This window comes from Dyadobacter sp. CY345, assembly GCF_021502725.1.
Taxonomy (GTDB): domain Bacteria; phylum Bacteroidota; class Bacteroidia; order Cytophagales; family Spirosomataceae; genus Dyadobacter.
In genome coordinates, this window is the sequence record NZ_JAKFFS010000002.1 from 479,601 (window position 1) to 503,043 (window position 23,443).

Annotated in this window: 22 protein-coding genes; 8 read left to right on the top strand and 14 right to left on the bottom strand. The window is 40.8% G+C overall.

Translation table 11 applies throughout. The features are described 5' to 3' along the window. Nucleotides 1-28 precede the first annotated feature (28 nt). The 3 genes from L0657_RS11675 (at nt 29) to L0657_RS11685 (ending at nt 3,547) form a co-directional block, all read left to right on the top strand. Entirely contained in the window at nt 29-904 is an 876-nt protein-coding gene (locus L0657_RS11675) for a diacylglycerol kinase family protein (protein ID WP_235150976.1), read from the top strand. Between the two features lie 132 nt (nt 905-1,036). Next, the gene (locus L0657_RS11680) at nt 1,037-2,191 is read left to right on the top strand and encodes a S9 family peptidase (RefSeq protein WP_235150977.1); all 1,155 of its coding nucleotides are present in this window, start codon (nt 1,037-1,039) and stop codon (nt 2,189-2,191) included. Nucleotides 2,192-2,215: 24 nt separating this feature from the next. Beyond that, nucleotides 2,216-3,547, top strand: a complete 1,332-nt coding sequence (locus L0657_RS11685; protein WP_235150978.1) for a GntP family permease — start codon at nt 2,216-2,218, stop codon at nt 3,545-3,547. Between the two features lie 9 nt (nt 3,548-3,556). Here L0657_RS11685 and L0657_RS11690 read toward each other — a convergent pair whose 3' ends face one another. The 3 genes from L0657_RS11690 to sucC are packed head-to-tail and all read right to left on the bottom strand — an operon-like array spanning nt 3,557 to nt 5,574. After that, on the bottom strand, nt 3,557-3,877 hold the full coding sequence (locus L0657_RS11690) for a nucleotidyltransferase domain-containing protein (protein ID WP_235150979.1): 321 nt from the start codon (nt 3,875-3,877) through the stop codon (nt 3,557-3,559). Then, entirely contained in the window at nt 3,850-4,335 is a 486-nt protein-coding gene (locus tag L0657_RS11695; RefSeq protein WP_235150980.1) for a HEPN domain-containing protein, read from the bottom strand. The genes L0657_RS11690 and L0657_RS11695 overlap by 28 nt, the downstream gene beginning before the upstream one ends. 15 nt (nt 4,336-4,350) lie before the next feature. Next, nucleotides 4,351-5,574, bottom strand: coding sequence for an ADP-forming succinate--CoA ligase subunit beta (gene sucC, locus L0657_RS11700; protein ID WP_235150981.1), 1,224 nt, complete (start codon nt 5,572-5,574; stop codon nt 4,351-4,353). An 88-nt stretch (nt 5,575-5,662) separates the two neighbouring features. On the opposite strand from sucC, the gene L0657_RS11705 reads away from it, so the two are divergent. Continuing rightward, nucleotides 5,663-6,325, top strand: a complete 663-nt coding sequence (locus L0657_RS11705; protein ID WP_235150982.1) for an ABC transporter ATP-binding protein — start codon at nt 5,663-5,665, stop codon at nt 6,323-6,325. A 329-nt stretch (nt 6,326-6,654) separates the two neighbouring features. Here L0657_RS11705 and groL read toward each other — a convergent pair whose 3' ends face one another. Together groL and groES are read right to left on the bottom strand one after the other, a co-directional pair. Continuing rightward, complete coding sequence (gene groL / locus L0657_RS11710) at nt 6,655-8,286, bottom strand: chaperonin GroEL (protein ID WP_235150983.1); 1,632 nt, start codon at nt 8,284-8,286, stop codon at nt 6,655-6,657. A gap of 54 nt (nt 8,287-8,340) precedes the next feature. Further along, nucleotides 8,341-8,637, bottom strand: coding sequence for a co-chaperone GroES (groES, locus tag L0657_RS11715; protein WP_137338835.1), 297 nt, complete (start codon nt 8,635-8,637; stop codon nt 8,341-8,343). A 231-nt stretch (nt 8,638-8,868) separates the two neighbouring features. Here groES and L0657_RS11720 point away from each other — a divergent pair, with 231 nt between their 5' ends. Continuing rightward, the gene (locus L0657_RS11720; protein WP_235150984.1) at nt 8,869-9,576 is read left to right on the top strand and encodes a hypothetical protein; all 708 of its coding nucleotides are present in this window, start codon (nt 8,869-8,871) and stop codon (nt 9,574-9,576) included. 141 nt (nt 9,577-9,717) lie between these two features. Here L0657_RS11720 and secG read toward each other — a convergent pair whose 3' ends face one another. From secG to L0657_RS11750, 6 genes are all read right to left on the bottom strand, one after another. Beyond that, a complete protein-coding gene (gene secG / locus L0657_RS11725) occupies nt 9,718-10,113 on the bottom strand; it encodes a preprotein translocase subunit SecG (protein WP_235150985.1) in 396 nt (131 codons plus the stop codon). 53 nt (nt 10,114-10,166) lie between these two features. Then, complete coding sequence (locus L0657_RS11730) at nt 10,167-10,844, bottom strand: hypothetical protein (protein ID WP_235150986.1); 678 nt, start codon at nt 10,842-10,844, stop codon at nt 10,167-10,169. A gap of 57 nt (nt 10,845-10,901) precedes the next feature. Continuing rightward, nucleotides 10,902-11,489: an LptE family protein gene (locus tag L0657_RS11735; RefSeq protein ID WP_235150987.1), complete on the bottom strand. Its 588-nt coding sequence runs from the start codon at nt 11,487-11,489 to the stop codon at nt 10,902-10,904. Beyond that, nucleotides 11,479-12,774 (bottom strand): sigma-54-dependent Fis family transcriptional regulator, encoded by a 1,296-nt coding sequence (locus L0657_RS11740; protein WP_235150988.1) that lies wholly within the window; start codon nt 12,772-12,774, stop codon nt 11,479-11,481. Before L0657_RS11740 ends, L0657_RS11735 begins: the two co-directional genes overlap by 11 nt. A gap of 66 nt (nt 12,775-12,840) precedes the next feature. Next, nucleotides 12,841-14,298: a tRNA (N6-isopentenyl adenosine(37)-C2)-methylthiotransferase MiaB gene (miaB, locus tag L0657_RS11745; RefSeq protein ID WP_235150989.1), complete on the bottom strand. Its 1,458-nt coding sequence runs from the start codon at nt 14,296-14,298 to the stop codon at nt 12,841-12,843. A gap of 230 nt (nt 14,299-14,528) precedes the next feature. Beyond that, on the bottom strand, nt 14,529-16,994 hold the full coding sequence (locus L0657_RS11750; protein ID WP_235150990.1) for a BamA/TamA family outer membrane protein: 2,466 nt from the start codon (nt 16,992-16,994) through the stop codon (nt 14,529-14,531). Between L0657_RS11750 and L0657_RS11755 the strand changes: the two genes are divergently transcribed. Both L0657_RS11755 and L0657_RS11760 read left to right on the top strand, forming a co-directional pair. Then, entirely contained in the window at nt 16,994-17,749 is a 756-nt protein-coding gene (locus L0657_RS11755; RefSeq protein ID WP_235150991.1) for an RNA methyltransferase, read from the top strand. The genes L0657_RS11750 and L0657_RS11755 overlap by 1 nt on opposite strands. A gap of 171 nt (nt 17,750-17,920) precedes the next feature. Then, nucleotides 17,921-18,838, top strand: a complete 918-nt coding sequence (locus tag L0657_RS11760; RefSeq protein WP_235150992.1) for a hypothetical protein — start codon at nt 17,921-17,923, stop codon at nt 18,836-18,838. A 136-nt stretch (nt 18,839-18,974) separates the two neighbouring features. Here L0657_RS11760 and L0657_RS11765 read toward each other — a convergent pair whose 3' ends face one another. Both L0657_RS11765 and L0657_RS11770 read right to left on the bottom strand, forming a co-directional pair. After that, nucleotides 18,975-19,769 (bottom strand): queuosine precursor transporter, encoded by a 795-nt coding sequence (locus tag L0657_RS11765; protein ID WP_235150993.1) that lies wholly within the window; start codon nt 19,767-19,769, stop codon nt 18,975-18,977. Between the two features lie 160 nt (nt 19,770-19,929). After that, the gene (locus L0657_RS11770) at nt 19,930-21,174 is read right to left on the bottom strand and encodes a pyridoxal phosphate-dependent aminotransferase (protein WP_235150994.1); all 1,245 of its coding nucleotides are present in this window, start codon (nt 21,172-21,174) and stop codon (nt 19,930-19,932) included. Nucleotides 21,175-21,431: 257 nt separating this feature from the next. Here L0657_RS11770 and L0657_RS11775 point away from each other — a divergent pair, with 257 nt between their 5' ends. Further along, on the top strand, nt 21,432-21,836 hold the full coding sequence (locus tag L0657_RS11775) for a putative quinol monooxygenase (RefSeq protein WP_235150995.1): 405 nt from the start codon (nt 21,432-21,434) through the stop codon (nt 21,834-21,836). 159 nt (nt 21,837-21,995) lie between these two features. On the opposite strand, the gene L0657_RS11780 is transcribed toward L0657_RS11775, so the two are convergent. Beyond that, a complete protein-coding gene (locus L0657_RS11780; RefSeq protein WP_235150996.1) occupies nt 21,996-23,435 on the bottom strand; it encodes a SusD/RagB family nutrient-binding outer membrane lipoprotein in 1,440 nt (479 codons plus the stop codon). Nucleotides 23,436-23,443: the final 8 nt, after the last annotated feature.

Here is a 23,443-nt window from a genome sequence, read left to right on the forward strand (position 1 = left end):
TGCACTTGAAGTGCCTAAATTAGACAATATGTTTTCAGAACGAAAGGTTTTGTTAGTTGTTAATCCTATATCCGGTGATAAGGATAAAGAAGAAATTTTATTAAAAGTGGCCGCCAAGGCGGAGGAGGATGATTATGTCCTGAGTATATTTTCCACAACGGGTGTCAATGATCTTGGTGAAATAAGAAACCTTGTAAAAAAGCTGTGCCCTGACCGAATTCTGGTTGCTGGCGGTGATGGTACGATATCGATGGTCGCTGAGGCAGTGACCGGTACTGACATTGTTTTTGGAATCATACCTGCCGGATCAGCCAACGGTTTGTCTGCCGATTTTGGACTTCCGTCCGGACTCGATGAAGCGATTGAGGTAGCGTTCGGAGATAATTCCAGCCACATCGATGCAGTGCGCATTAATGATGACATTAGTCTCCACCTGAGCGATATCGGATTGAATGCGCTTTTGGTGAAAAATTACGAAAATGGTGATATGCGGGGGAAGCTGGGATATGCTTTGGAAATGTTTAAAACCCTTAATGAACATGAAAATTTTCGTGTACGTATAACAACTGAAAGTGCAACGGTAGAAACGGAAGCACTGGTTGTCATTATAGCAAATGCGAAAAAGTATGGCACGGGAATCAGTATCAATCCATTTGGCGATATGTCAGACGGGCTTTTTGAAATTGTGATTGCTAAAAGAATAGATTTTATTGAAACGGCGAAGTTTCTAACCGGAAATGCATCTTTTGATCATGATGTAATGGAAGTGCTTTCTGTTGAAAATGCGAAAATCGAATGTCTTGACCGTGAAGTTTATTTTCAGGTCGATGGAGAATATAAAGGGGAAGTGAGAGAGTTAAATGCCTCAATTCTAAAAGGTTTTGTTAGGATAGCGGTTCCATAATTGAACAGTTTTCCCGATAATTATTTTTGGCTAGATTATATTAAATAAATGACGAATTACCTGACTGCATATCAGTAGTCAAATTGGTGAAACGTCTTTTCAGGATAGTTTATAATCTGACGATACCTGAAAATGAAAATATTAAGAACGATTTTACTAGGTTTTGCCGTGGTATTTGGGTTAAATACATTTGCCCAAATGCCTGAGCTTTGCCAGGGGCCATATTTTACCGAAGCTCAGGGAAAGGCCTTTCTAGACAGCCATAAACCCGCCACCAAAGCGGAATGGGAAGCCAGAGCACAGAAAATCAGAGCGCAGATACGTAAAGGAATGGAGTTGGAAAATATCCCTCCAAAACCTAAATCAGCACCAATTATCCATACCAAACGGGTAATGGATGGATACACGATCGAGAATGTTGCGTTCGAGAGTTTGCCGGGAATTTATGTGACCGGAAACCTATATCGTCCTGTTAAAAAACAAAAATCCTATGCTGGTATATTATGTCCGCACGGACATGGAGAAAATCCGCATGGCCGGTTCCGCGAACAAACCCAGAAGCGCTGCGCAACATTGGCAAGAATGGGCGCTGTCGTTTTTGTTCTGGACATGGCCGGACAAGGCGATTCCAAACAGACGCAGCATAAGTTTTCAAAGGCCTTAAAGCTTCAAACCATAAATGCCATGCGTGGGATAGATTTTTTACTATCACTACCAGGTGTTGATCCTCAACGTATTGCAGTTACCGGCGAGTCGGGTGGGGGAACTCAAACCTTTCTGCTGGCAGCGTTAGATGAGCGTGTTAAAGTGACCGCGCCAACCGTGATGGTTTCTGCACATTTTTTTGGCGGTTGTGTCTGCGAGAGTGGTATGCCTATCCACAAAAAAGGTGAATACCAGACTAATAATGTTGAAATCGCTGCACTTACTGCGCCGCGACCGATGCTGTTAACTTCTGATGGAGACGACTGGACGAAAAACACTCCAAATGTCGAATTCCCATTTACGCAAAAAATATATGCACTTTACGGAAAAAAGAATCTTGTCGAAAGTGTTCATTTGCCGGATGAAAAACACGATTACGGTCCGAATAAGCGGAAAGCGATGTATATTTTTATGGCGAAACATCTGAATCTGGATATCAAGGCAGTGTCGGATACACAGGGAAATATTGATGAAGTTCCGTCAAAAGTGTTGGAACAAAAAGACCTTGCAGTATTCGATGCTGAACATCCAAGACCGGCGAATGCTGTAATGGGAGATGAGGCAGTTTTAAAAATTTTATAATATAAACCGCCTTCTTGCTTCTTTATGATCGTTCTGATTGTTTTTGTTGCTATTGTTTTCATTGTTCTAAGCTCAACAGTTCTGAAAATGCACCCGCTAACCGGTCTGCTTCTGGCAGCTTTGGGTGTTGGAGTCTTTGCAGGATTACCCATTGATAAACTGGCAGAGACAATTGGAAAGGGTTTTGGCGAGTTAATGTCAAAAATCGGTCTGATGGTGATACTGGGTTGTGTCATCGGTTCAATTCTCGATCAATCCGGAGCGGCAATAAAAGTGGCGGATGTTATATTAAAATTGTTCGGAGAAAAACGTCCTGCGTTTGCCATGTCTGTGATCGGAGCAATTGTGGGTATTCCGGTATTTTGCGATTCGGGATATATTATTTTACATAAACTAAATCAGATTGTAGCAGCCAGAACCGGAAAGCCATTGGCTGTTGTGGCACTTTCACTTTCCGGCGGATTATTTGCAACGCATACACTTGTTCCGCCAACGCCCGGGCCGCTTTCGGCAGCTGGAAATCTTGGAATTGCTGATTCGGTAGGACTCGTAATTCTTATAGGCCTGATTGTTTCAATTCCCAGTTTATTTCTCTCTACCTGGTTTGCCGGCAAGTATGCAAAAAATGTCCCGATCATGGAAGATTTTGCAGCGAAGCCCATGTCCGGTTTAGAGAAAAAATTGCCTCCTGCATGGAAAGCGTTTATGCCCATTCTTCTTCCAATTTTACTGATCACACTCGCATCCTTCGCAAGGATTTTACATTTTCCGGAAAATCTGACGCGGTGGACCGGCTTCTTTGGTAGTCCGCTCGTTTCATTTTTACTCGCTATATTTTTCAGTTATTCGCTTTTTCCTGAAAAGGCAGCAGAGAAAATGATTTCATGTTTCAAAAGTGGAATTGAGCATTGTGGTACTACGCTCGTGTTGGTGGGAGCCGGCGGTGCCTTTGGTGCGGTATTGAAAGAAACTTCTCTGAAAGATATGGTCAGCGAATGGCTTACGAGAAATGAAATGTCAGGTGTTTTTTTATTAATCATAACATTTTTGATCGCTGCATTTTTTAAAACTGCACAGGGATCAACAACTTCTTCGATGGTTTTGACTACAAGTATCATAGCGCCATTGCTCACGACGCTGGGTTTTGTAACACCGATACAGATTACGTTATTGGTTATGGCGGCAGGGAGCGGCGCCATGATCGTATCCCATACAAATGATGCATGGTTTTGGGTCGTATCACAATTTACCGGCATTTCAGCAAAGGATACTTATAAGACGCACACCATTTTGACGGGTTTGCAGGGAATGGTGAGTTTTTTGATGACGGTGTTGTTGTATTTTATTTTGGCTTAAAAACGTCGATCAACTTAACTGAAATTCAATTCCTGTTTTACGGATTTCACTTCCAAAAGGGTCGTTCTCGGACATCAAATCCTGTAATGATATCGGATGAGGTTCAATACGGGTATCGATTTTAGAGGCAAGTAACATTAATTTGACCTGGACATTAAATTTTTCTATGTCGCTTAAATTATCGATCACCAAAGCTATGTCAATATCGCTTTCAGCCTCAAAATTGTTTTTGGCATATGATCCAAATAAAAATGCTTTCAAAAATCCTGGCTGGTTTTCAGAAACAGAAGAGATATATTTCTCTATGGTATTAATAAGTTTTTTATCCATTGTCTGTGTTCTTTCAATTGTTCAATCCAATCATTTGTAAACTCCGGCGTACAAGTCTTCTGAAAACTCATTTTATAATCGTCATACCTGCCATTAATATTGAAAGCTGTAACTGAAATTAAGAATAATTTTTGATTTTCGCTAAGTTCAATGTTGCACTTCTCAGATAACCTAAGCAAGTTATGGATCAATGGTGGAAATTCATTATTAACTTTAACAAAGTAAGCTTTTAATAATTTTTCGATCATAATATGACCCACAAATAAGCTCCAGCTGTATCGTTTACTTTCAAACATCGCCATCATAGTAAGAAAGTCTTCATCGGAACTTTCAATCCAATGGTCAATAATTTTTTTTTGATCAAAGCTTGTTTGCCCCATTACTAAAAGTAAAAAAGTGGCCGACAGATTTATACGTTTAACAAAAAAGAGAACGACCAATTGATCGTCCTCTTCCATATATTTTCTTAAAAATTAAACGCCCAATTGCGCAAGCGTTTCAGAAACTTTCGCGGCAGCTTCTTTAAATTCAATCGCAGACTGAACTTTCAAACCTGATTCGTTGATAATACGCGCTCCTTCTTCAGCATTTGTTCCTTGCAGACGAACGATGATTGGAACAGGAATTTCGCCGATTGCTTTGTAAGCCTCAACAACACCTGCCGCAACACGGTCGCAACGAACGATACCACCAAAGATATTGATCAGGATAGCCTTAACATTTGGATCTTTCAAAATGATACGGAAACCTGCCTCTACGGTACGTGCGTTCGCTCCACCTCCAACATCAAGGAAGTTGGCCGGCTCACCGCCTGAAAGCTTGATAAGGTCCATTGTAGCCATAGCCAGTCCTGCACCATTTACCATACAACCTACGTTTCCATCCAGTTTCACATAGTTCAGGTTGTTAGCGCCTGCTTCTACTTCCAAAGGATCTTCTTCGTTGGTATCACGCATTTCAGCAAGTTCAGGATGACGGTACAATGCGTTGTCATCCAGATCCACTTTTGCATCAACTGCAAGAATTTTATTATCAGATGTTTTTAAAACCGGGTTGATCTCAAACATCGCTGAATCACTCTCAATATAAGCTTTGTAAAGAGAGGTGATGAATTTAACCATTTCTTTGAAAGCGTCGCCTTCCAAACCAAGAGCAAATGCAACTTTGCGTGCCTGGAAAGGTTGTAATCCAACTTTTGGATCAATCCACTCTTTCATGATTTTTTCAGGAGTATGCTCAGCAACCTCCTCGATATCCATACCACCTTCTGTACTTGCCATGATGACATTACAGTTTCTGCCTCTGTCAAGCAGAATAGACAGATAGTACTCTTTCGGCTCACTAGGACCTGGGTAGTAAACATCTTCGGCAATAAGAACTTTGTTTACACGCTTTCCTTCCGGACCAGTTTGGTGTGTAACAAGTACTTTTCCCAGAATGTTATTTGCTATTGTACGCACATCCTCAACAGATTTTGCCAAAGCAACACCACGTTGTTCGCTGCCTACAATTCTGCCTTTACCACGCCCACCCGCGTGAATTTGTGATTTAACCACATACCATTTGGTACCTGTCTGCTGGCTAATCTCACGGGCGACTTCCACCGCCTTGTCGGGGGTGTCGGCAACAAGTCCTTCCTGAATACGTACGCCGTATTTTTTAAGGACACTTTTGCCTTGATATTCGTGAATATTCATGAGTATAAAAGTAAATTGGTATTTTCACGGCAAATTAAGGAATTAATCAAAACGGGGGTAGCTTTTTACCTAATTATCTTTTCATAACATGAATTTACTTCAAGCCAGAGGAATAAAGCGTACGTATGGTGCCCTACAAGTTTTGAAAGGAATAGATATCGAGGTGAATAGCGGCGAGGTTGTTGCTATTGTGGGTGCTTCGGGTGCTGGGAAAAGTACGCTTTTGCATATTTTAGGAACATTGGACAGGCCGGATGAGGGAGAAGTATTTATCGGAAATACCAAGGTTTCGGGTTTGGGCGACAAAGATCTGGCAAAATTTCGTAATGAGGAGATTGGGTTTATTTTTCAGTTTCATAATTTGCTGGCAGAATTCACCGCTTTGGAAAACGCCTGTATGCCAGGATATATAAATGCAGGACTTAGTGAAAAAGAAATAAAAAGAAGAGGGGAGGAGCTTTTGGGATTGTTGGGGCTTTCTGACAGAATGAATCACTTGCCGTCTCAGCTTTCCGGTGGAGAGCAGCAACGCGTGGCCGTGGCGCGAGCATTGTTGAATAAACCAGCAATAGTTTTAGCAGATGAACCAAGTGGTAATCTCGATTCACAAAATGCGCTGGACCTGCATCAATTGTTTTTCAAATTACGAGACGAGCTGGGGCATACTTTCATCATTGTAACACACAACGAAGATTTGGCCACAATGGCCGACAGGCGATTGGTTATGCAGGATGGAAGAATGTTATTTTAAGAATAAAATAAAATAAACAAATTATCAATTTTTTTTGTTTTACATGTGACTTCATTATTATGACAACGTCATAAGGGCGAAGTTTTTCATAACGTTGAGTAAAGTAAATAGCCGTCTGGAGATTCCGGACGGTTATTTTTTTGAAAAAATTTAGTAATGAAAAAATAATGTGATTTATTTTTAGAAGATATGTGACCTGCTTTAAAAACCTGAGTCTAAAAGTAAATTTCCTAAGGGTTGGAGATTTTCATAACGTTGAGTAAAGCAAATAGCCGTTCGGATTTTCCGAACGGCTATTTTTTGCCTTAATCTATATGACTTGGGGATGATTACATCATTCCACCCATTCCGCCGCCGTGTCCGCCACCCATTGGTGCAGCACTTTCTTCCGGATCGTCAGCAATTACACATTCTGTTGTTAGCAACAAACCTGCAATAGACGCTGCGTTTTCCAAAGCAAGACGTGAAACTTTCTTAGGATCGATGATACCAGCTTCTAACAAGTCTGTGTAAACATTGTCTTTAGCGTTGTAACCATAAGCACCAGTTCCTTCTTTCACTTTCGCAACGACAACAGATGGTTCCTGACCAGAGTTAGAAACGATTGTTCTCAATGGAGCTTCAAGCGCTACGCGGATGATGTTGATACCAGTGTTTTCGTCGTCGTTGTTTCCAACAAGTCCGTCAAGAGCAGAGGTCGCGCGGATATAAGCAACACCACCACCTGCAACGATACCTTCTTCAACAGCAGCACGCGTTGCATGCAATGCATCGTCAACACGGTCTTTTTTCTCTTTCATTTCAACTTCTGTCACTGCACCAATGTACAAGATGGCAACACCACCTGACAATTTAGCAAGACGTTCCTGAAGTTTTTCACGATCGTAATCAGATGTTGTGTTTTCGATCTGTGCTTTGATTTGATTAACACGTCCAAGGATATCTTCCGAGTTTCCAGAACCATTAACCAAAGTTGTATTGTCTTTGTCGATGATCGCTTTTTCGCAAGTACCAAGGTAATCCAAAGTAACGTTTTCCAATTTGAAACCGCGTTCTTCTGAAATTACAGTACCGCCAGTGATGATCGCGATGTCTTCAAGCATAGCTTTACGACGGTCACCAAAACCAGGAGCTTTAACAGCAGCAACTTTCAAGGCGCCACGGATTTTGTTCACTACCAAAGTAGCCAACGCTTCCCCGTCAACATCTTCTGCCAAAATAAGCAAAGGACGACCCGTTTGAGCAACTGCTTCCAAAACTGGAAGAAGTTCTTTCATTGAAGAAACTTTCTTCTCAGAGATAAGGATAAATGGACGCTCAAGATCAGCTTCCATTTTCTCAGTGTTTGTTACGAAATATGGAGAAAGGTATCCACGGTCAAACTGCATACCTTCAACAGTTTTAACTTCTGTTTCAGTACCACGCGCTTCTTCAACAGTGATAACACCTTCTTTACCTACTTTTTCCATCGCTTCGGCAATCATGTTACCGATTTCTTCGTCATGGTTAGCAGAAATAGTAGCAACCTGAGCGATTTCTTTTGAAGTAGAAATATCTTTTTTCTGTGTTTCAAGATTCTTAACAACAGCTGAAACTGCTTTCTCGATACCACGTTTCAAGTCCATTGGGTTAGCACCCGCTGCGACGTTTTTCACTCCGATAGAGTAAATAGCCTGAGCTAAAACCGTTGCAGTTGTAGTACCATCACCCGCTGAATCAGCAGTTTTAGAAGCTACTTCTTTAACCAATTGAGCACCCATGTTTTCGAAAGGATCTTTCAAATCGATTTCTTTCGCAACAGTTACACCATCTTTTGTAATGCTAGGTGAACCGAATTTTTTATCGATAACTACGTTACGACCACGAGGTCCTAATGTTACCTTAACGGCGTCAGCCAATGTGTCAACACCCTTTTTTATTTTATCGCGGGCTTCAATGTCAAAAAATATTTTCTTAGCCATTTTAATTTTTAATTTTAATTTTTTAAGATTTTAAATACCAACCGTGTCAGATGACTAGCCAATGATAGCGTAGATATCTGATTCACGCATGATAAGGCAATCTTTGCCTTCGTATGCCAATTCAGTACCTGAATATTTTCCGTATAATACGGTGTCTCCTACTTTAACAGTCATAGGCTCATCTTTTTTGCCTGGTCCAACTGCTACTACTGTACCGCGTTGTGGTTTTTCTTTTGCTGTATCAGGAATGATGATACCAAATGCTGTTTTTTCTTCGGCTGGGGCTGGTTCTACAAGAACACGATCAGCCAGAGGTTGTACGTTCACTTGTATTTCTGCTAAAGTTGACATAGATATTAAACGTTTATTTTTATGTTGTCAGTATTGATATGACTTGCAACCATAAAGCACAATCTATGCCAGCCTGATTCGTCTGACATTTTTTCAGGGTGTTATGACATTTTTGTATGTAAACTGGCTGCGATATGATTTTTAAAGTAAATTATGTGTCAGGTTATTGCAATCGTTTGAGATATCAACGGAATTCATTAAATTTTAGCAGGATCAAAACAACTGCATAAGATGGCAAAGCTTCATGATGATTGGTTGACAGAAGGTATTTTTGATTTTGAATATAAAAAATATGTAGTGCTGGATTATTTGCAGCATATCAACGGCGAGTTTACTTCCAATCGTCTTTATCCTTATCTTCAGGAAGTGAAATGGCATCTGGAAACCTGCCAGAATTTGCAGGCCAGCAAAAATGCGATCCGTAGTTCTTTCCCGAAAAAATTAAAAGGAGTTGATATGACTTCCGCCAGGTTGGTATATGAAGATACGCTTCATGACGATCTATATCTTTCCGAGCTGAATTATATCCTCGATTTTGCAATCCCGAGATTTTCTAAAACCATGGAAGAGGGCGTTGACCGGTTTTCTGAGGTGGGGGGAAATATAAAAATTTCACCTGTGGGCATTGTTCCGTTGAGGACGGAGGAAGGATATCTGTTTTTCCTGAACAGCTATGACAGAATGGTCACGATTTTCCGATATCAACTGGCGCTGTTCAATGAAATGCGTGAAAGATATATAAAGACGGTGCTTATAGATTCAGTACGGACTTCGATCGGAACTCCAATCGAGCAGATAAAAATTGACCTGACTCGAAAATTTCAGGCGTTGCCAAATCCTGCTACTTATGTTGTAGAATCCAGATATGACTATCCTTTGCAGGAAACTTTACTTCCTGTTGTTCAAAGACTTATGGTGAAACAGATTAATGTGGCTTGATGGCGGTCAGCAATCGGCTTGTGGCAGAATGAAATTTTTAAGCAATACATTTCTGGCAAACCAGAATTTTAAAATATAGCCGATAAAAATAGATTGATCCATCTTTATCGGCTATATCTAAAAACCTTTTTGAAGTTTTAACTATTTTGTAGTATCCGCAGGAGCTGCTGGTGCTGTTTCTGCAGGGGCTGTGGCTCCCGGAGCTACCGCGCCAGGCGCAGGTGCTGTTGGCAATTTTGCGCCAGGGATCACTGTGTTTTGTGCTTTTTCAATGTTAACGCTATTGATGCTTCCTGCATCAGATGCTCCACCGCTGGCAACAACATAAGATGCCAAAGAGATCAGGATGATACCGGCTGCCAGTCCCCAAGTGATTTGCTCCAGCAAATCAGTGGTTTTCTTAACACCGAACATTTGTGCAGTACCTGCTCCGCTGAATTCGCTGGAAAGACCTCCTCCTTTTGAATTTTGAACCAATACTACCAGAATCAATAATACTGCGATGATCGCAACCAGAATAATCAAACCCAAATACATGCCTTGTATATAATATAGAATGAATGAATACGCAATTAAATAAGTAAGCGAAATTAAGACTGATTATGGATTAATTCACTTAATTTTTTCGCAAAGTAATCCTTTTTTTCTGGTTTTTTCAAAATCAATTTTTGATAGATGTCAATTGCCTTGTCTCTTTTTCCTTGTAGAAGAAGGATTTTGGCAAATGCTTCTGTTTCAATTCCCCCTCCAAAAGCATCGGAAGAATTGGATTGCGCCACTCGTCCGGTAAGGTCAAGCGCTACCGGTTCAGCATTAAGATCCTGCCTGATTGGCCCCATTCTTGGATTATTTTTTATAAAACCCTGAATGATCTGTTGCTGTTTTTTTTGCAATTCGGAAATTTGAGAAGCCAGCGTTGGTTTAATTTCTTTAACTTCAATGATCTCAGGAATTTCTTCCGTTTGGATAACTGGCTCTTCTTCAAAAATATCGACTTCCACATCAGCGGAAGTTTCATAAGCCTTATATTTTCCTTCCACTAGTTGCTGAAGAGCAATGCGACTAAGCGCGTACGCGGCAGCCTTCGGCGTACTGTCAGTAAGCTGATCATTGTCAGTCAATTGCGCAGCTTTTGCCAATAATGAATAGGAGATCTGACAATACGGAAAAGCCTTGATCGTAGCTTCAAGTTTTGGGATTACCGTAATGTCAAGATCATTCGGGTCTTTTACCAAACGACTAAACGTTTCCTTATCAACGATTGTCATTAAATCGCTCAGTTTTAATTTTGAATAATTATTGAATTTAAGACAAATGGAATCGTCTTACCAGTCGGCTGCTGATTTATTAAAGATCTGCTGTACTAAATTCTCCTGTATAGTTGGCAACAAACGCGATTCATTTTGATTTAACGTTTGATCCTGAGGGAAATCGGCATAATACGTAAAAGACTGGTCAAAGTTTTTTGTTTCGTCCTGCGCATTTGTAAAACGTACCTGAACTGTTACATTCAGACGGTTAAGTCCTGCCTGGTCATTGGCCGTCGGTGCAGCTGCTAAAACATCATAGCCGGTAATCGTACCTTCGAGAAGCAAATCGCCGCCGTTCTGCTGCAAGGTAAGGCTGGTGTTTTTCTGGAAATATTCTTTCAGCTGTTCTGTCAGTCTCTGCGGAAGATCCGAAGGTCCTCCGGCTGTTGCCATATTAAAATTGACAATAGTAAAAGTCTTTATATCAGGCGACAAGCTTGTTCCGGTGAAAGAATAAACTCCACAGCCGGAAATCAAAAATGAGGAATTAAGAATAAAAACTACCATTAGAAATCTCTTCGTAGCAGGAGAGATGATAGTGGTATTTTTTATGTTAAAGCGCATCGCAGGCGTTTCGTTTGTCTTATTATATTTATTCTTCAATATCATATTGTTTGATCTTGCGATATAACGTTCGCTCCGAAATTCCTAATGCACTGGCGGCGTACTTTCGTTTATTATTATTTTTCCGAAGTGCCTTGATGATCATTTCCTTCTCTTTATCTTCCAGGGAAAGTGATTCTTCTTCCGCCGTCACATGCAAAACATCCTCGATTTCACCACGCTCATCAGAGTATCTGTCCAAATCAACGGTTCTGGATTGTGGCGGTGTCAACAACCGGGTCGGTTCGATCGTTGGTGCATTAACAACAGGTTCAGGACTATTGATAGAACTGAATAATTCCTGATGATCTTTTAATATGTCACCACCATATTTTTCATTTTCCAAAACATTACGGACAAGCTTTTTTAACTCTGTCATATCGCGCCGCATGTCAAACAAAACTTTGTAGAGAAGCTCTCTTTCGGAAAATGATGTCGCAGAATCTTCGCCCTGACGCAGCGGTACAAGTGCTTTTCTGCTTGATGGCTGGACAGGATTCAGGTAATTATTTAAAGTCGCTCCATTGATCGGCAAATCCTTATCTGTTTCGAGAATGGTGATCTGCTCTGCAATATTTTTAAGCTGACGAATATTGCCCGGAAATTCATACCGCATTAATAACTCACGCGCATCTACATCAAGACGAACTGCTTTTGTGCGGTATCTTTCAGAAAAATCATTCGTAAATTTTCTGAAAAGCAACAGTACATCTTCACCGCGTTCGCGCAAAGGCGGAACATAAATAGGTACTGTATTAAGTCGGTAATATAAATCTTCACGGAATCTTCCGTTGTTAACAGCATCCAGCAAATTCACGTTAGTAGCTGCAACAACGCGGACATTGGTCTTCAAAACTTTCGAAGAACCGACCTTAATATATTCCCCGTTTTCAAGAACGCGAAGTAAGCGTGCCTGCGTACCCAAAGGCATTTCCCCAACCTCATCCAGGAAAATTGTCCCGCCATTGGTGGTTTCAAAATAACCCTTTCTGGAATCCAGCGCACCTGTAAAAGCCCCTTTTTCATGACCGAAAAGTTCAGAGTCAATGGTGCCTTCGGGTATAGCGCCACAGTTGATCGCTATAAAAGGCCCATGTTTTCTGGAACTGATACTATGGATAATTTTAGAAAAAGATTCTTTTCCGCTTCCACTCTCTCCTGTTATCAAAACCGTCAGATCCGTCGCCGCCACCTGTACCGCTACGTTGATAGCGTGATTGAGTGCCGGAGATGTTCCGATAATCCCGAACCGGTTTTTTATTGCTTGTATCTCTGTTGGATTCATTAATAGCGATTGGCTGTTAGCTTTTGGCAATTAGCCTTTTGTTGGTTAATGCAACGGACTTTCTAATTAAGCTAACTGTATTATTTCTTCCTCGATTACGGCCTTTCCACGCAGTGTAGCTGAGGTAGTATCTGTAATTAACACATTAACATAATCACCTTTTTTGAAATTCTCTCTCGGGAAAATCACCACTTTATTCTGATCACTTCTTCCTGAAAAATCAGCTTCTGAACGTTTGGATGTGCCTTCAACCAAAACTCTCTGAATAGTACCGATCAGTTTTTTATTGCGTTCAGTTGAAATTCTCTGCTGAACTTCAATGATTTCTGCCAGACGTCTTTGCTTGATATCAGCTGGAATATCATCTGTAAATTTCTTTGCAGCTGGCGTTCCCGGGCGTTCCGAATAGGAGAACATGTAACCGAAGTCAAATCGCACATATTCCAGCAACGAAAGTGAATCCTGATGTTCTTCCTCAGTTTCTGTACAGAATCCCGCAATCATGTCGTGAGAAATTCCACATTCATCTCCCAGAATTCTTCTGATGCTGTCGATTCTTTCCAGATACCATTCGCGGGTGTAGGTACGGTTCATAATTTCCAGCACGCGGCTGTTTCCGCTTTGCGCAGGCAGGTGAATGTATTTGCAAATGTTATCGTATTTTTTGATCGTGTAAAGCACCTCGTCCGTAATATCTTTTGGGTGTGAAGTACTGAAACGAACGCGCAGTTCAGGACTGATCAGCGCTACTTGTTCTAATAATTTTGCAAAAGAAAAGATTTCGCTTTTGTTATTGGGATCAGCATATTTATAGCTGTCCACATTTTGTCCCAGAAGCGTAACTTCCTTATAACCATCATTAAATAGATCCTGTGCTTCCTTGATAATGGATTGCGGATCGCGGCTGCGCTCACGTCCCCTGGTATAAGGTACCACGCAAAAACTGCACATATTATCACAACCACGCATGATCGAAATCAAAGCTGTGATACCATTGGAATTAAGACGGACCGGTGAAATATCAGCATAAGTTTCCTCTCTTGAAAGAAATACATTTACGCCTTTTTGTCCCGTTTCAGCTTCTTCTACTAACCTGGGAAGGTCACGGTAGGCATCCGGACCAGTCACGATATCCACCATTTTCTCTTCTTCGAGAAGTTTGGCTTTTAACCGTTCTGCCATACAGCCCAAAACACCGATCAGCATTCCCGGTTTTTTTTTCTTGTAAACGTTTAATTGTTTCAGCCTTGTTCGCACACGCTGCTCTGCGTTATCACGAATTGCACAGGTATTCAAGAAAACCAGATCAGCGTTTTCAGCGTCGGATGTTGTGGCAAAACCTGCCTCACGCATCACAGAGGCCACAATTTCACTGTCTGCGAAATTCATCTGGCATCCGTAACTTTCTATAAATAAGCGTTTTTTATTTGTTATCGGTTCGTTTTCCGAAACATGCACAGTTTCACACGCCTCCTTATCAGTTTCGGTTAATATTTTTAGTGTCTCCGCTATTCTATTCTCCATTTATCCGTGAAATTGAACGGTTTGTATTTCTTTGTTCCGGTATGCCTCTAACAATCAAATATGATAAGCTTTTGTTCCGGGAACGAACCGCAAAGCTACAAATAAAACGTGAAAAACTGACAAACTGGCAGTGAAGTTGCCTGTTAAGAATAGTTAAAGGAAGAGGAATCCAAAATATTTGAAACACAAAAAGGAAGTCACCCCGATTAAAATAATGACAAGACGCCAACTTAAAACGGATAACCTACGCCAAGATTGATGTTCAGGAAGTTTTCCTGTCTCCTGTTAAAAAGTTTGCTGAATTGAAGTCGGTCCAAAACAAATTCCTGGAGGTTAGGATCGTAAACCTTGGTTCCAAAGTCAAAACGCAGAATAAAAAATGAAAGGTCATAGCGGATACCGAAGCCGGTTCCAACAGCGATTTCCTTTGGGAATGAACTTGCTTTCAACTTCTGTGCATTATTTTGAGCATTAAAGCTCCATACATTCCCCATGTCGATAAATAATGCATAATTGATATCACCAAAGAATTTGGCCAGATGTCCGCGCCATTCCAGATTTCCTTCCAGCAAAAATTCTCCGGGTGCTTCAATTGATAAATTGGTATCAGTGACACGCGGCGCCGCAGAGCCAGGTCCCAGACGACGGGGAAGCCACGCTCTCAAACTATTCGAACCACCAGCAAAAAAGTATTTTTCATAGGGAGGCACTTTATTATCTCCATAACTGTAAATCGCTCCGGTGTTGATACGTGCGATAAACGAAGAACGGCGACCGGTTGTCCAGTAACGACGAAAGTCAATATTTCCCCTTAAATATTTATAGAATTGTAGCGTATCCCCATCTCTTCCAAAAACGTTATTGATCCATTTTTCCTGTGCAGGAAGAAAATTCAGCGTTGTGCCACCGGATTCCAGAGACGCCCGAAAATAATGTGCATTTTTCTGAGGACCGATAATCGAATTCGTATTGTGAACAAATGTTAAATTGACGTCTGAAACAAATGATCTGTTAAAACTGTATTTAAGATTATTGCCCTGAAGGAGCAGTTGATCCAGCAAAGCCCGAAACGCGTCCTGTGTTTTAGTTGTGTTCAGAATATTCAGATCAATGAAGGATAATGTCCACAGTGTTTTAACCGTCGGCTGCCACGAATAACTCATCGCTACTTTAACATTCGTGCGGGTATATTCCGGCCTTTCCACATAGTTATAACCCAATCCTATCTGCGTACGGGGATTATATAATGCTGATTTATCTTGGAAACGACGGAAGGGAATCAACAGACGCGGGAAGGTGAGGGAGGTGTTCAAACCAATTTCCTGGCTGCGATAAATCCCGTTATTCTCCACAAAGCCCGGTACAAGTTCGATACCTCCGCGAAGATTGGCTTCGAAGTTTTCCAGTCCGTTAAAGACATTTCTTATCTTGTATGATAAATTCGCAAAGGGTCCCGGCGCGCCTTGCAATTGAATTACGTTCAATCCGACATCCGCTGAAACCTGGTATTTTTCCAGTGGAATTGCCTGATAATGCACTTTGATCTTATGCCCGGTTGAGTCAAAATTATAGTTAACAAAGCGGAACTGATCTGTAAGTGACAGTTGCCGCTGGGTATCTCTTTCGTTTTTCTGACTGTAAAGTTCACCCGGACGGACCCTTATTTTTGTATCCAGAATTCTGGGCGCAAATTTTTTATCTGCGAAGATATATTGAATTCCCTGAGAGTATACTGTGTCTTTTTTGAAAAGAGAATCGGGCAAACCGGCGGGGGGAAGTACTTCAAAACGAACAGATTCTATCGAATAAGGAACGGGGCTGACTTCTTTGCCAGGCAGATTAACACGGACGTTTACATCAATACTTTTAAATAAACTGTCGGTTTTTGGATTTGTTATGGTATCGTTGATCAAAAAGGAAACGTTCTGACGGGAAAAACCGAAATATCCCTGATCACGGAGCAATGTTTCAATTCTTATCCTTTCTTCTTCAAATGCGTCGCCATCATATCTTTTTTTACTGATCAGCGTGGCTTCTTTTGTTGAAGATTTTAATAAACTGTCGATCATCTGGTTTCTTACCTGATAATTGATGTCATCAAGAATGGCCGGGCGTTTTTCATCAATCAGGTATTTTACTCTGATGCGTTTGAAAGTGGTATCTGATTTGAAATTGACTGTGTTTTGAAAAAAGCCGTTGTTGTAAAGATATTTCTGCATCTTTTCAGCATTTTTCACTACCTCATTCCGGTCATAATATACAGGAGCTTCTCCCAAAACCCGCATCCAGAAATTGCCTTCATCTACCCGTTTTTGCGCACGTGCAAGCTTTTTCGCATACCGTCGCTGAATCTTTTCTAATTGTCTGACATTATTTTCGTGTAAACGCGATTCTTTCTGATAATTTTGCGTCACCTCGATAACCTTACGCTGTTTTTCATCTTTTTTGTAAAAAAGCTGTCCGAACTGATAGATACCAACTTTTGGAAATATCGGAAGACTGAGAAAACGGCTGTTTGGTCTTTGAGGGATCAAGGCGTCAAGGTCGTCATCGCTGACCACTTTGTTACCTTTAAAAGTAGAATTGCCCAGGAAATAATTGCCTGAGTCAGTACTGGTCTTGCGGGCGCAACCTGTCACTCCCAGAAAAAAAAGGAAGAAATATCCGAAATATGTAACCCTACACCTAATATTCAATGCTGTCTAAAAATCGTATAAAATATATTAATGCTCTGAAAATCAAGAAGTACAGGCAGCTTCATGAGGCTTTTATAGTCGAAGGTGCCAAAAGTGTTCTTGAATTGCTGGAATCAGAGTTTGAAACGGAATTTGTATTAGCCACCCCGGAATTTCAGCAAAAATACTCAACTATTTTGTCTGACCATAAAACTCTTATCGAAACTGTCACAGCCAAGGAACTCGAAGGTCTGGGATTGTTTCAAACAAATGATTCTTGTCTGGCCGTGGCAAAGACGAAAGATAACGTTTTTTTGAGCGCAGATATGCGTGAGTATGCATTGATTTTGGACGATATCCGTGATCCCGGAAATTTGGGAACCATTATCCGTATTGCCGACTGGTATGGTATCAAAAAAATAATCTGCTCGCCAGACACGACGGATGTATATAACCCAAAGGTAATCGCTGCGAGTAAAGGTTCTTTCACGCGGGTAAATTTATTCTATACTAATCTGTCTGAATTCTTGGCTCAGCACGCAAAAGATAGAAATCTTCTTGGCGCATTTCTGGATGGAGCTTCAATTTATGAACACGCTTTTTCAACTGATGGTGGTTATGTTGTAATGGGCAACGAATCAAATGGAATTGGCATTGAGGTGGAGTCATTTATCACACACCGGATAACCATTCCGCGGGTAGGAGAGGCTGAGTCATTGAATGTCGGAATTGCTACGGCTGTGATGCTGGATAATTTGCGGCGGGTGGTGGGGTGAAGATTTATTTGTTTTGAGATAGGTTTTCTTCGTCTTTCCGGAATGTTTTTTTACCGGTCGGATGGTAGAAAAAAGCCATCCGACCGGGGCGCCCCGTCCGACGGTTTTTTCACCGTCGGACGGGTAAGAAAGAGTAAGTAAATTCAATTAGCTGCTAAAACTGAAACTCTTTTGGGAAAGACAAAAAGTAAAAAGGAACAGAAGCCTCCTGGTAAATGCATCTTTTGCGGAAATTCAGGTAATTTAACAAAGCAACATGTGTTTTCAAATATGCTAAAACAGTATATACCGAGAACACAAAAAGGCAGTCGGCATTATTTCGGAAGTGACGGTTTCAAAAAGGCAAGCGAGTTGCAAAAGCAAATCCCACACAAGGTTGATAAAGGAGATATGGGAGTTCGACAAATTCGCAACGTTTGTTCGATATGCAATAGTGAATGGATTAATAGTATAGAACAAGAATTAAAAACATTATTAGGTGAATTAATTCTTGGAGAGGAAAAAGAAATACCGGATCAAAAAATAGCTTCTCTCGTTAATTGGATTGCGATTACCACTATTATGGGCGAAAATACTCACATTAGTGATCGAGCAATTCACAAAGATGAAAGGAAAAAAATTAGAGAAGAAGGAAAACCAAGCGAAAATTGGCTGATATGGATAGGAGAATATTCCGGAAAGGAAACTCAACTATATAGACATGCTACACATATACCGCTAGAACCGAAAGATTTAGAAATTCCAGGATTTTCTGCATGTGATCGCCTAAACAATTGTCAATGCACGGTAATGATACATGGAAAATTATTCATTGTTGCTGCAACCATTCCTGCTGCTTCAATTAGGGGAATTTTTTTAGAACAGATTAAAAACTTTTCTCAACAGTTAATACCAATTACACCTAAAGCTCTTAAGAACTTATCATTATTAAATAGATTTTTTGGAAATAGAGAAACTTTTGCTAAAATATGGCCAGCACAGTTAAAAGTCAACGATAACGATTTACTTGCAATATCCAACGCCATGCCAGAAATTGGAAAATTCATGGAGCGAAATGGGATAGCAACCAACGTTAGACGAATTAATTAGTTAAAAAGTAAATGACAGTTGTTTGTAGCTATCTTTATTACTTGTCGGATGGCGTAATATATTTCGAGCTCCCGTCCGAAGGTTTTTTCTACCGTTGGACGGGTAAGAAACCAGCCAATATTAGTAACAAAAAACCTCACAAAACCTCCCCATCATGCGCCGCGTGATGCGCCAGTTGCTCGGCATACTCTTTCCCTAAATAACGGTCAATAAAATAATGTGCGACATATAATACCGGCGTTAGTAAAATCGCCACGGAACCCTTATAGAGATAATTGATACTACCAACAGAGAATATTTGTTTCATATCCCAGTTTCCAAAAACGTAAAAGGCAATCGTCAAAACGACAAAGCTGTCAACAAGCTGGGAAAACATCGTGGAACCGGTCGCTCTGAGCCAGATATATTTGCCTCCTGTTCTTCTGCGGAGCCAGGAAAAAACGGAAACATCCAGAATTTGTCCTAAAAGAAAAGCGACAATCGAGCCTATCATGATTCCAAGCCCCTGATTAAAAATCCGGAAAAAGGCATCGTTGATATTAAATGGATTTCCGTGACTATCTGTATTGTTAACATCCAGCCAGAATTTTGCTGGCGGTAGTTGTGTGGAAAAATAAATGGTGATGAAGGTATAAACGATAAATCCGGCTGTCAGGTAAGAAATTCTTTTAACACCTTTCTTTCCAAAATATTCATTGATAATGTCGGAAGTGATAAATACGACCGGCCAGTTGAGTACGCCGGCGGTCATATTAAAATCCAGTTTTTCTCCGCCGATAGGCAGTTGTGCCGGTGGTAAGCCCAGCAATGCTTCAACTGAAAATATTTTCATCCCGATAATTTCCGCGATCAGTGCGTTGGTAAGAAAAATACCGCAAAGCAATAGAAAAAGCCGCTGACGTTTTTGTTCTGCTAATAAAGGTTGTTCCATAATAAAAGGAGTGGTTGAAGAAAACTGTTGGCGATTAGTTGTTAGCGAAATTGACTGAAAAATAGATTATTTGTTAATTGAAATTTTAAATAAAAGGCAAAAAATTAGCTATTAGCCTCAAAAAGCTAATAGCTAAAACCTAATTGCCAAGCGCTACCAATCAGGCAATAACATCTTCCACTGTGCGTGTAGAAAGTACTTTTCGCGTTTCGAGGAAGTATTCGATTTTATCCATCGCCTGATTTAATTCATCAATCGTTGGCAGGAAAACGATCCGGAAATGGTCGTCCGTGATGTAATTAAATCCGGTTCCGGCGACAACCAATACTTTTTGCTCACTTAACAAATCGTAAACAAAGGATTCATCATCTTTCAATCCGAATTTCTTCATATCGATTTTTGGAAAAACATATAAAGAACCTTTCGGTTTCACGCAAGTAATTCCGGGAATCGAAGTCAGACGGTCATAAACGAGATTCATCTGTTTGTGAAGCCGGCCTGTCGGTGCGACCAGCTCTTTTATACTTTGATACCCGCCCAGTGCAGTTTGGATTGCATATTGCGTCGGAACATTGGCACAAAGACGCATACTTGCCAAAAGCAATAAACCTTCAACATACGACTTCGCTTTTTGCTTTGCACCGCTCAAAATCATCCATCCACCTCTGAAACCTGCTGAACGGTAATTTTTTGAAAGCCCGCCATAAGAAACGCAAAGCGTTTCAGAAACCAACGTTCCCATCGGATGATGTAAGGCTCCATCGTATAATATTTTGTCATAGATCTCATCTGCGAAAATGATCAGACCATGTTCTTCTGCCATCTTAGCGATGCTTTTTAAAACATCTTTTTCATAGACTGCGCCTGTCGGATTATTCGGATTGATCAAAACAATTCCCTTGGTACGGGATGTGATTTTGCTTTCCATATCTTCCAGATCAGGATTCCAGTCTGATTCTTCATCACATACATAATGAACAGGCTTGCCACCACTCAGAGCGATCGCTGCTGTCCAGAGTGGATAATCCGGAGAAGGCACAAGGATTTCATCACCAGGATTCAGCAACGCCTGCATCGACAAAAGGATTAGCTCGCTTACTCCGTTTCCAATGAAAATGTCATTGATCTCTACATCCTGAATTCCAATTGTTTGCGTGTAGTGCATTACGGCCTTACGCGCTGAAAATAAACCCCGGGAGTCAGCATAACCCTGCGCATTGCGGATATTCATGATGATATCGTGAACAATTTCATCCGGTGAATCGAAGCCGAATGGGGCAGGATTACCAATGTTAAGGTTATGAATTTTGAAGCCCAGGCTTTCCAATTCCAACGCTTTTTGGTAAGTAGCCCCACGAATTTCGTATTTGAGATTGTTGAGGCGCTGACTTTTTAAAAATTCCATGCGTTTAATAAGGTCATATTGTAATCCAAAGTTAAGAAAAATCAGCTTTTATCATCTATTCTTCTCTTGTTGATCAAAGACAATTATTTTAATCTTGCAGTATCCTTGGTGTAAGAGAATTTTTCTGGTGTTTTTAAAGAAGCAGATAGCAATTAAAAAAAGTCAATTTCCACCAGTGTACCTGAGATATATGTATATTGTTTTATTAATACCTGGTAGATATTATAAAAACAAGATCAACAAAAAATACAATCAAAGTGAAAAATTCAAATAAAGGCTTTCGTCAGATAGGGATAGCAGCGAGTGGTATTTTGATGATGTTTTCAGCTGAACAGGCTTTCAGTCAAAATAATAACCAGATGGTAAGAATCGCCAAAATCATCGTTGATCCCGTTCAATTGGAAGCTTACAATGGATTTCTTAAAGAGGAGATCGAAGAGTCGGTCCGTCTTGAACCCGGGGTGTTGACTTTATATGCGGTCTCTGAAAGAACTAAGCCAAATCATATTACCATATTGGAAATTTATGCAGATTCAGCTGCCTATAAGTCGCACATCCAAACCAGACAATTTCTGAAATACAAGAATGGTACAAAAGACATGGTGAAATCCCTTGAACTAATTGAGTCTGTGCCGCTTTTACCCAGCATGAAAATAAAGTAATTTATATTAATTAAGAAAGGCAGTCTTCAAAGTTGGAAGACTGCCACTTCCAACCTTCAACCTTTGCCGGGATACCAGCTAAAATACTAGTTATTATAAACAAAAAAATCGGGCAAACAGATGTTTGCCCGATTTTACAATTCAGTAAGAATTTACTGTTTAGAATTTATCCCACCAAAGTTTAGTAGAAGCAAGGTCACCACCGATCGCGGTAGCGGCTGCCTCACGGCTTTCCGGATTCAATGTTTGCTCGTTGATTGGGTAGATAATTCTTACTGGAATTGCCAATCCGGCAGGAGCGTTTCCACCTGTTGGAGGAGACAATTTCGGTGCGTCCAATCTTCTCCATTCAACCCATGCTTCGTAACCACGGTTATAAAGTGCAAACCATTTCTGGGTTCCGATTTTTGTTTTGTAATCACCAGGAGCAGTTGCATAAGCAACGCCTGGCTGAGCGATATAGGCAGCTGCTTCTGCGGCTGTTCCACCCCAATATGTAATTGATGCAGTGATCGCTTTTTCATAGTGTTCAGCAGCCGTTCCTGTTGTGATAAACTGTCTTTCAACAGCTTCTGCCAAAAAGAATTCAACTTCTGAATAGTCCATAAACAGACCTTCCAATGTTGGTTCGATAATTTTCGTTCCTACTTTTGAAAAGTTGGCGTATGTGTTCAAGAATCCGTAATTGCCACCTACAAAGTTTCCATTAACAGTTGTGAAGAAAGAAGATCTTCTTGGATCGTTCAATTGATTCATTGGTGTAATGAAAGTAGCAGCTCCAACGTAATCCTGACGCGTTGAATACAGAATATTCAAGTTTTGCGCGATTGGATTGTAGTTAGGCGGCGAGGCAATATATGGAAATGCTGCCTTGTCTGCGTTCGAAGTGAAAACGTTAGGAGCTGCTGCTGCAACCAAAGTTTTAGCTTTGGCAGCGTCGCTGTCGGCAATTGTCATTGCCATTTTCAGTTTCAGGGAATTGCCAAACTTAACCCAGGCAGCCATGTTTCCTTTGTAAAGCAAGTCACCAGCTGTAAATCCGGTAGCAGCCGTAGAAATTGTTGGAAGCGCAGCGTCCAAACGAGCTAAAAGGTCATCGTAGATCGTTTTTGCATCGTCATATTTTGGAAGCGGGTTTGAAGCATCAAGTGCTTCCGAATATGGGACATCTCCAAAAGTATTAACAAGAATAGACCATGCATAAACTTCCATGATCTCGATCTGAGCCAACTGGTTGCTTTTTACAGCAGCAGCAAGATCCGTATTTTCGTTTACGATTCTTTTCGACTCTTCAAGATCCGCCAAAGCATCTCTGTAGATGAACTGCCACATAGATTGAGGAATCGTTCTTGCAGTCAGGTTATAACGAGGCTCATCCAGATATGTAGTTGTTGACCACTGCTGAACATACAAACGGAAGTTGTTTGTATTCACACTTGGCGTTGTCAGTACGTCGGCCAAACCTTTTAATGAGTTGGTGAACAACGTCACGGCCGGAACCGCAGATGCTCTTTTCTCGTCAACATTGTATTCTTCAAGGCTGTCAACACAGGCCGTCAGAAGCAAAATGGGCAAAAATAGAATAATTAACTTTTTCATATTTCGAA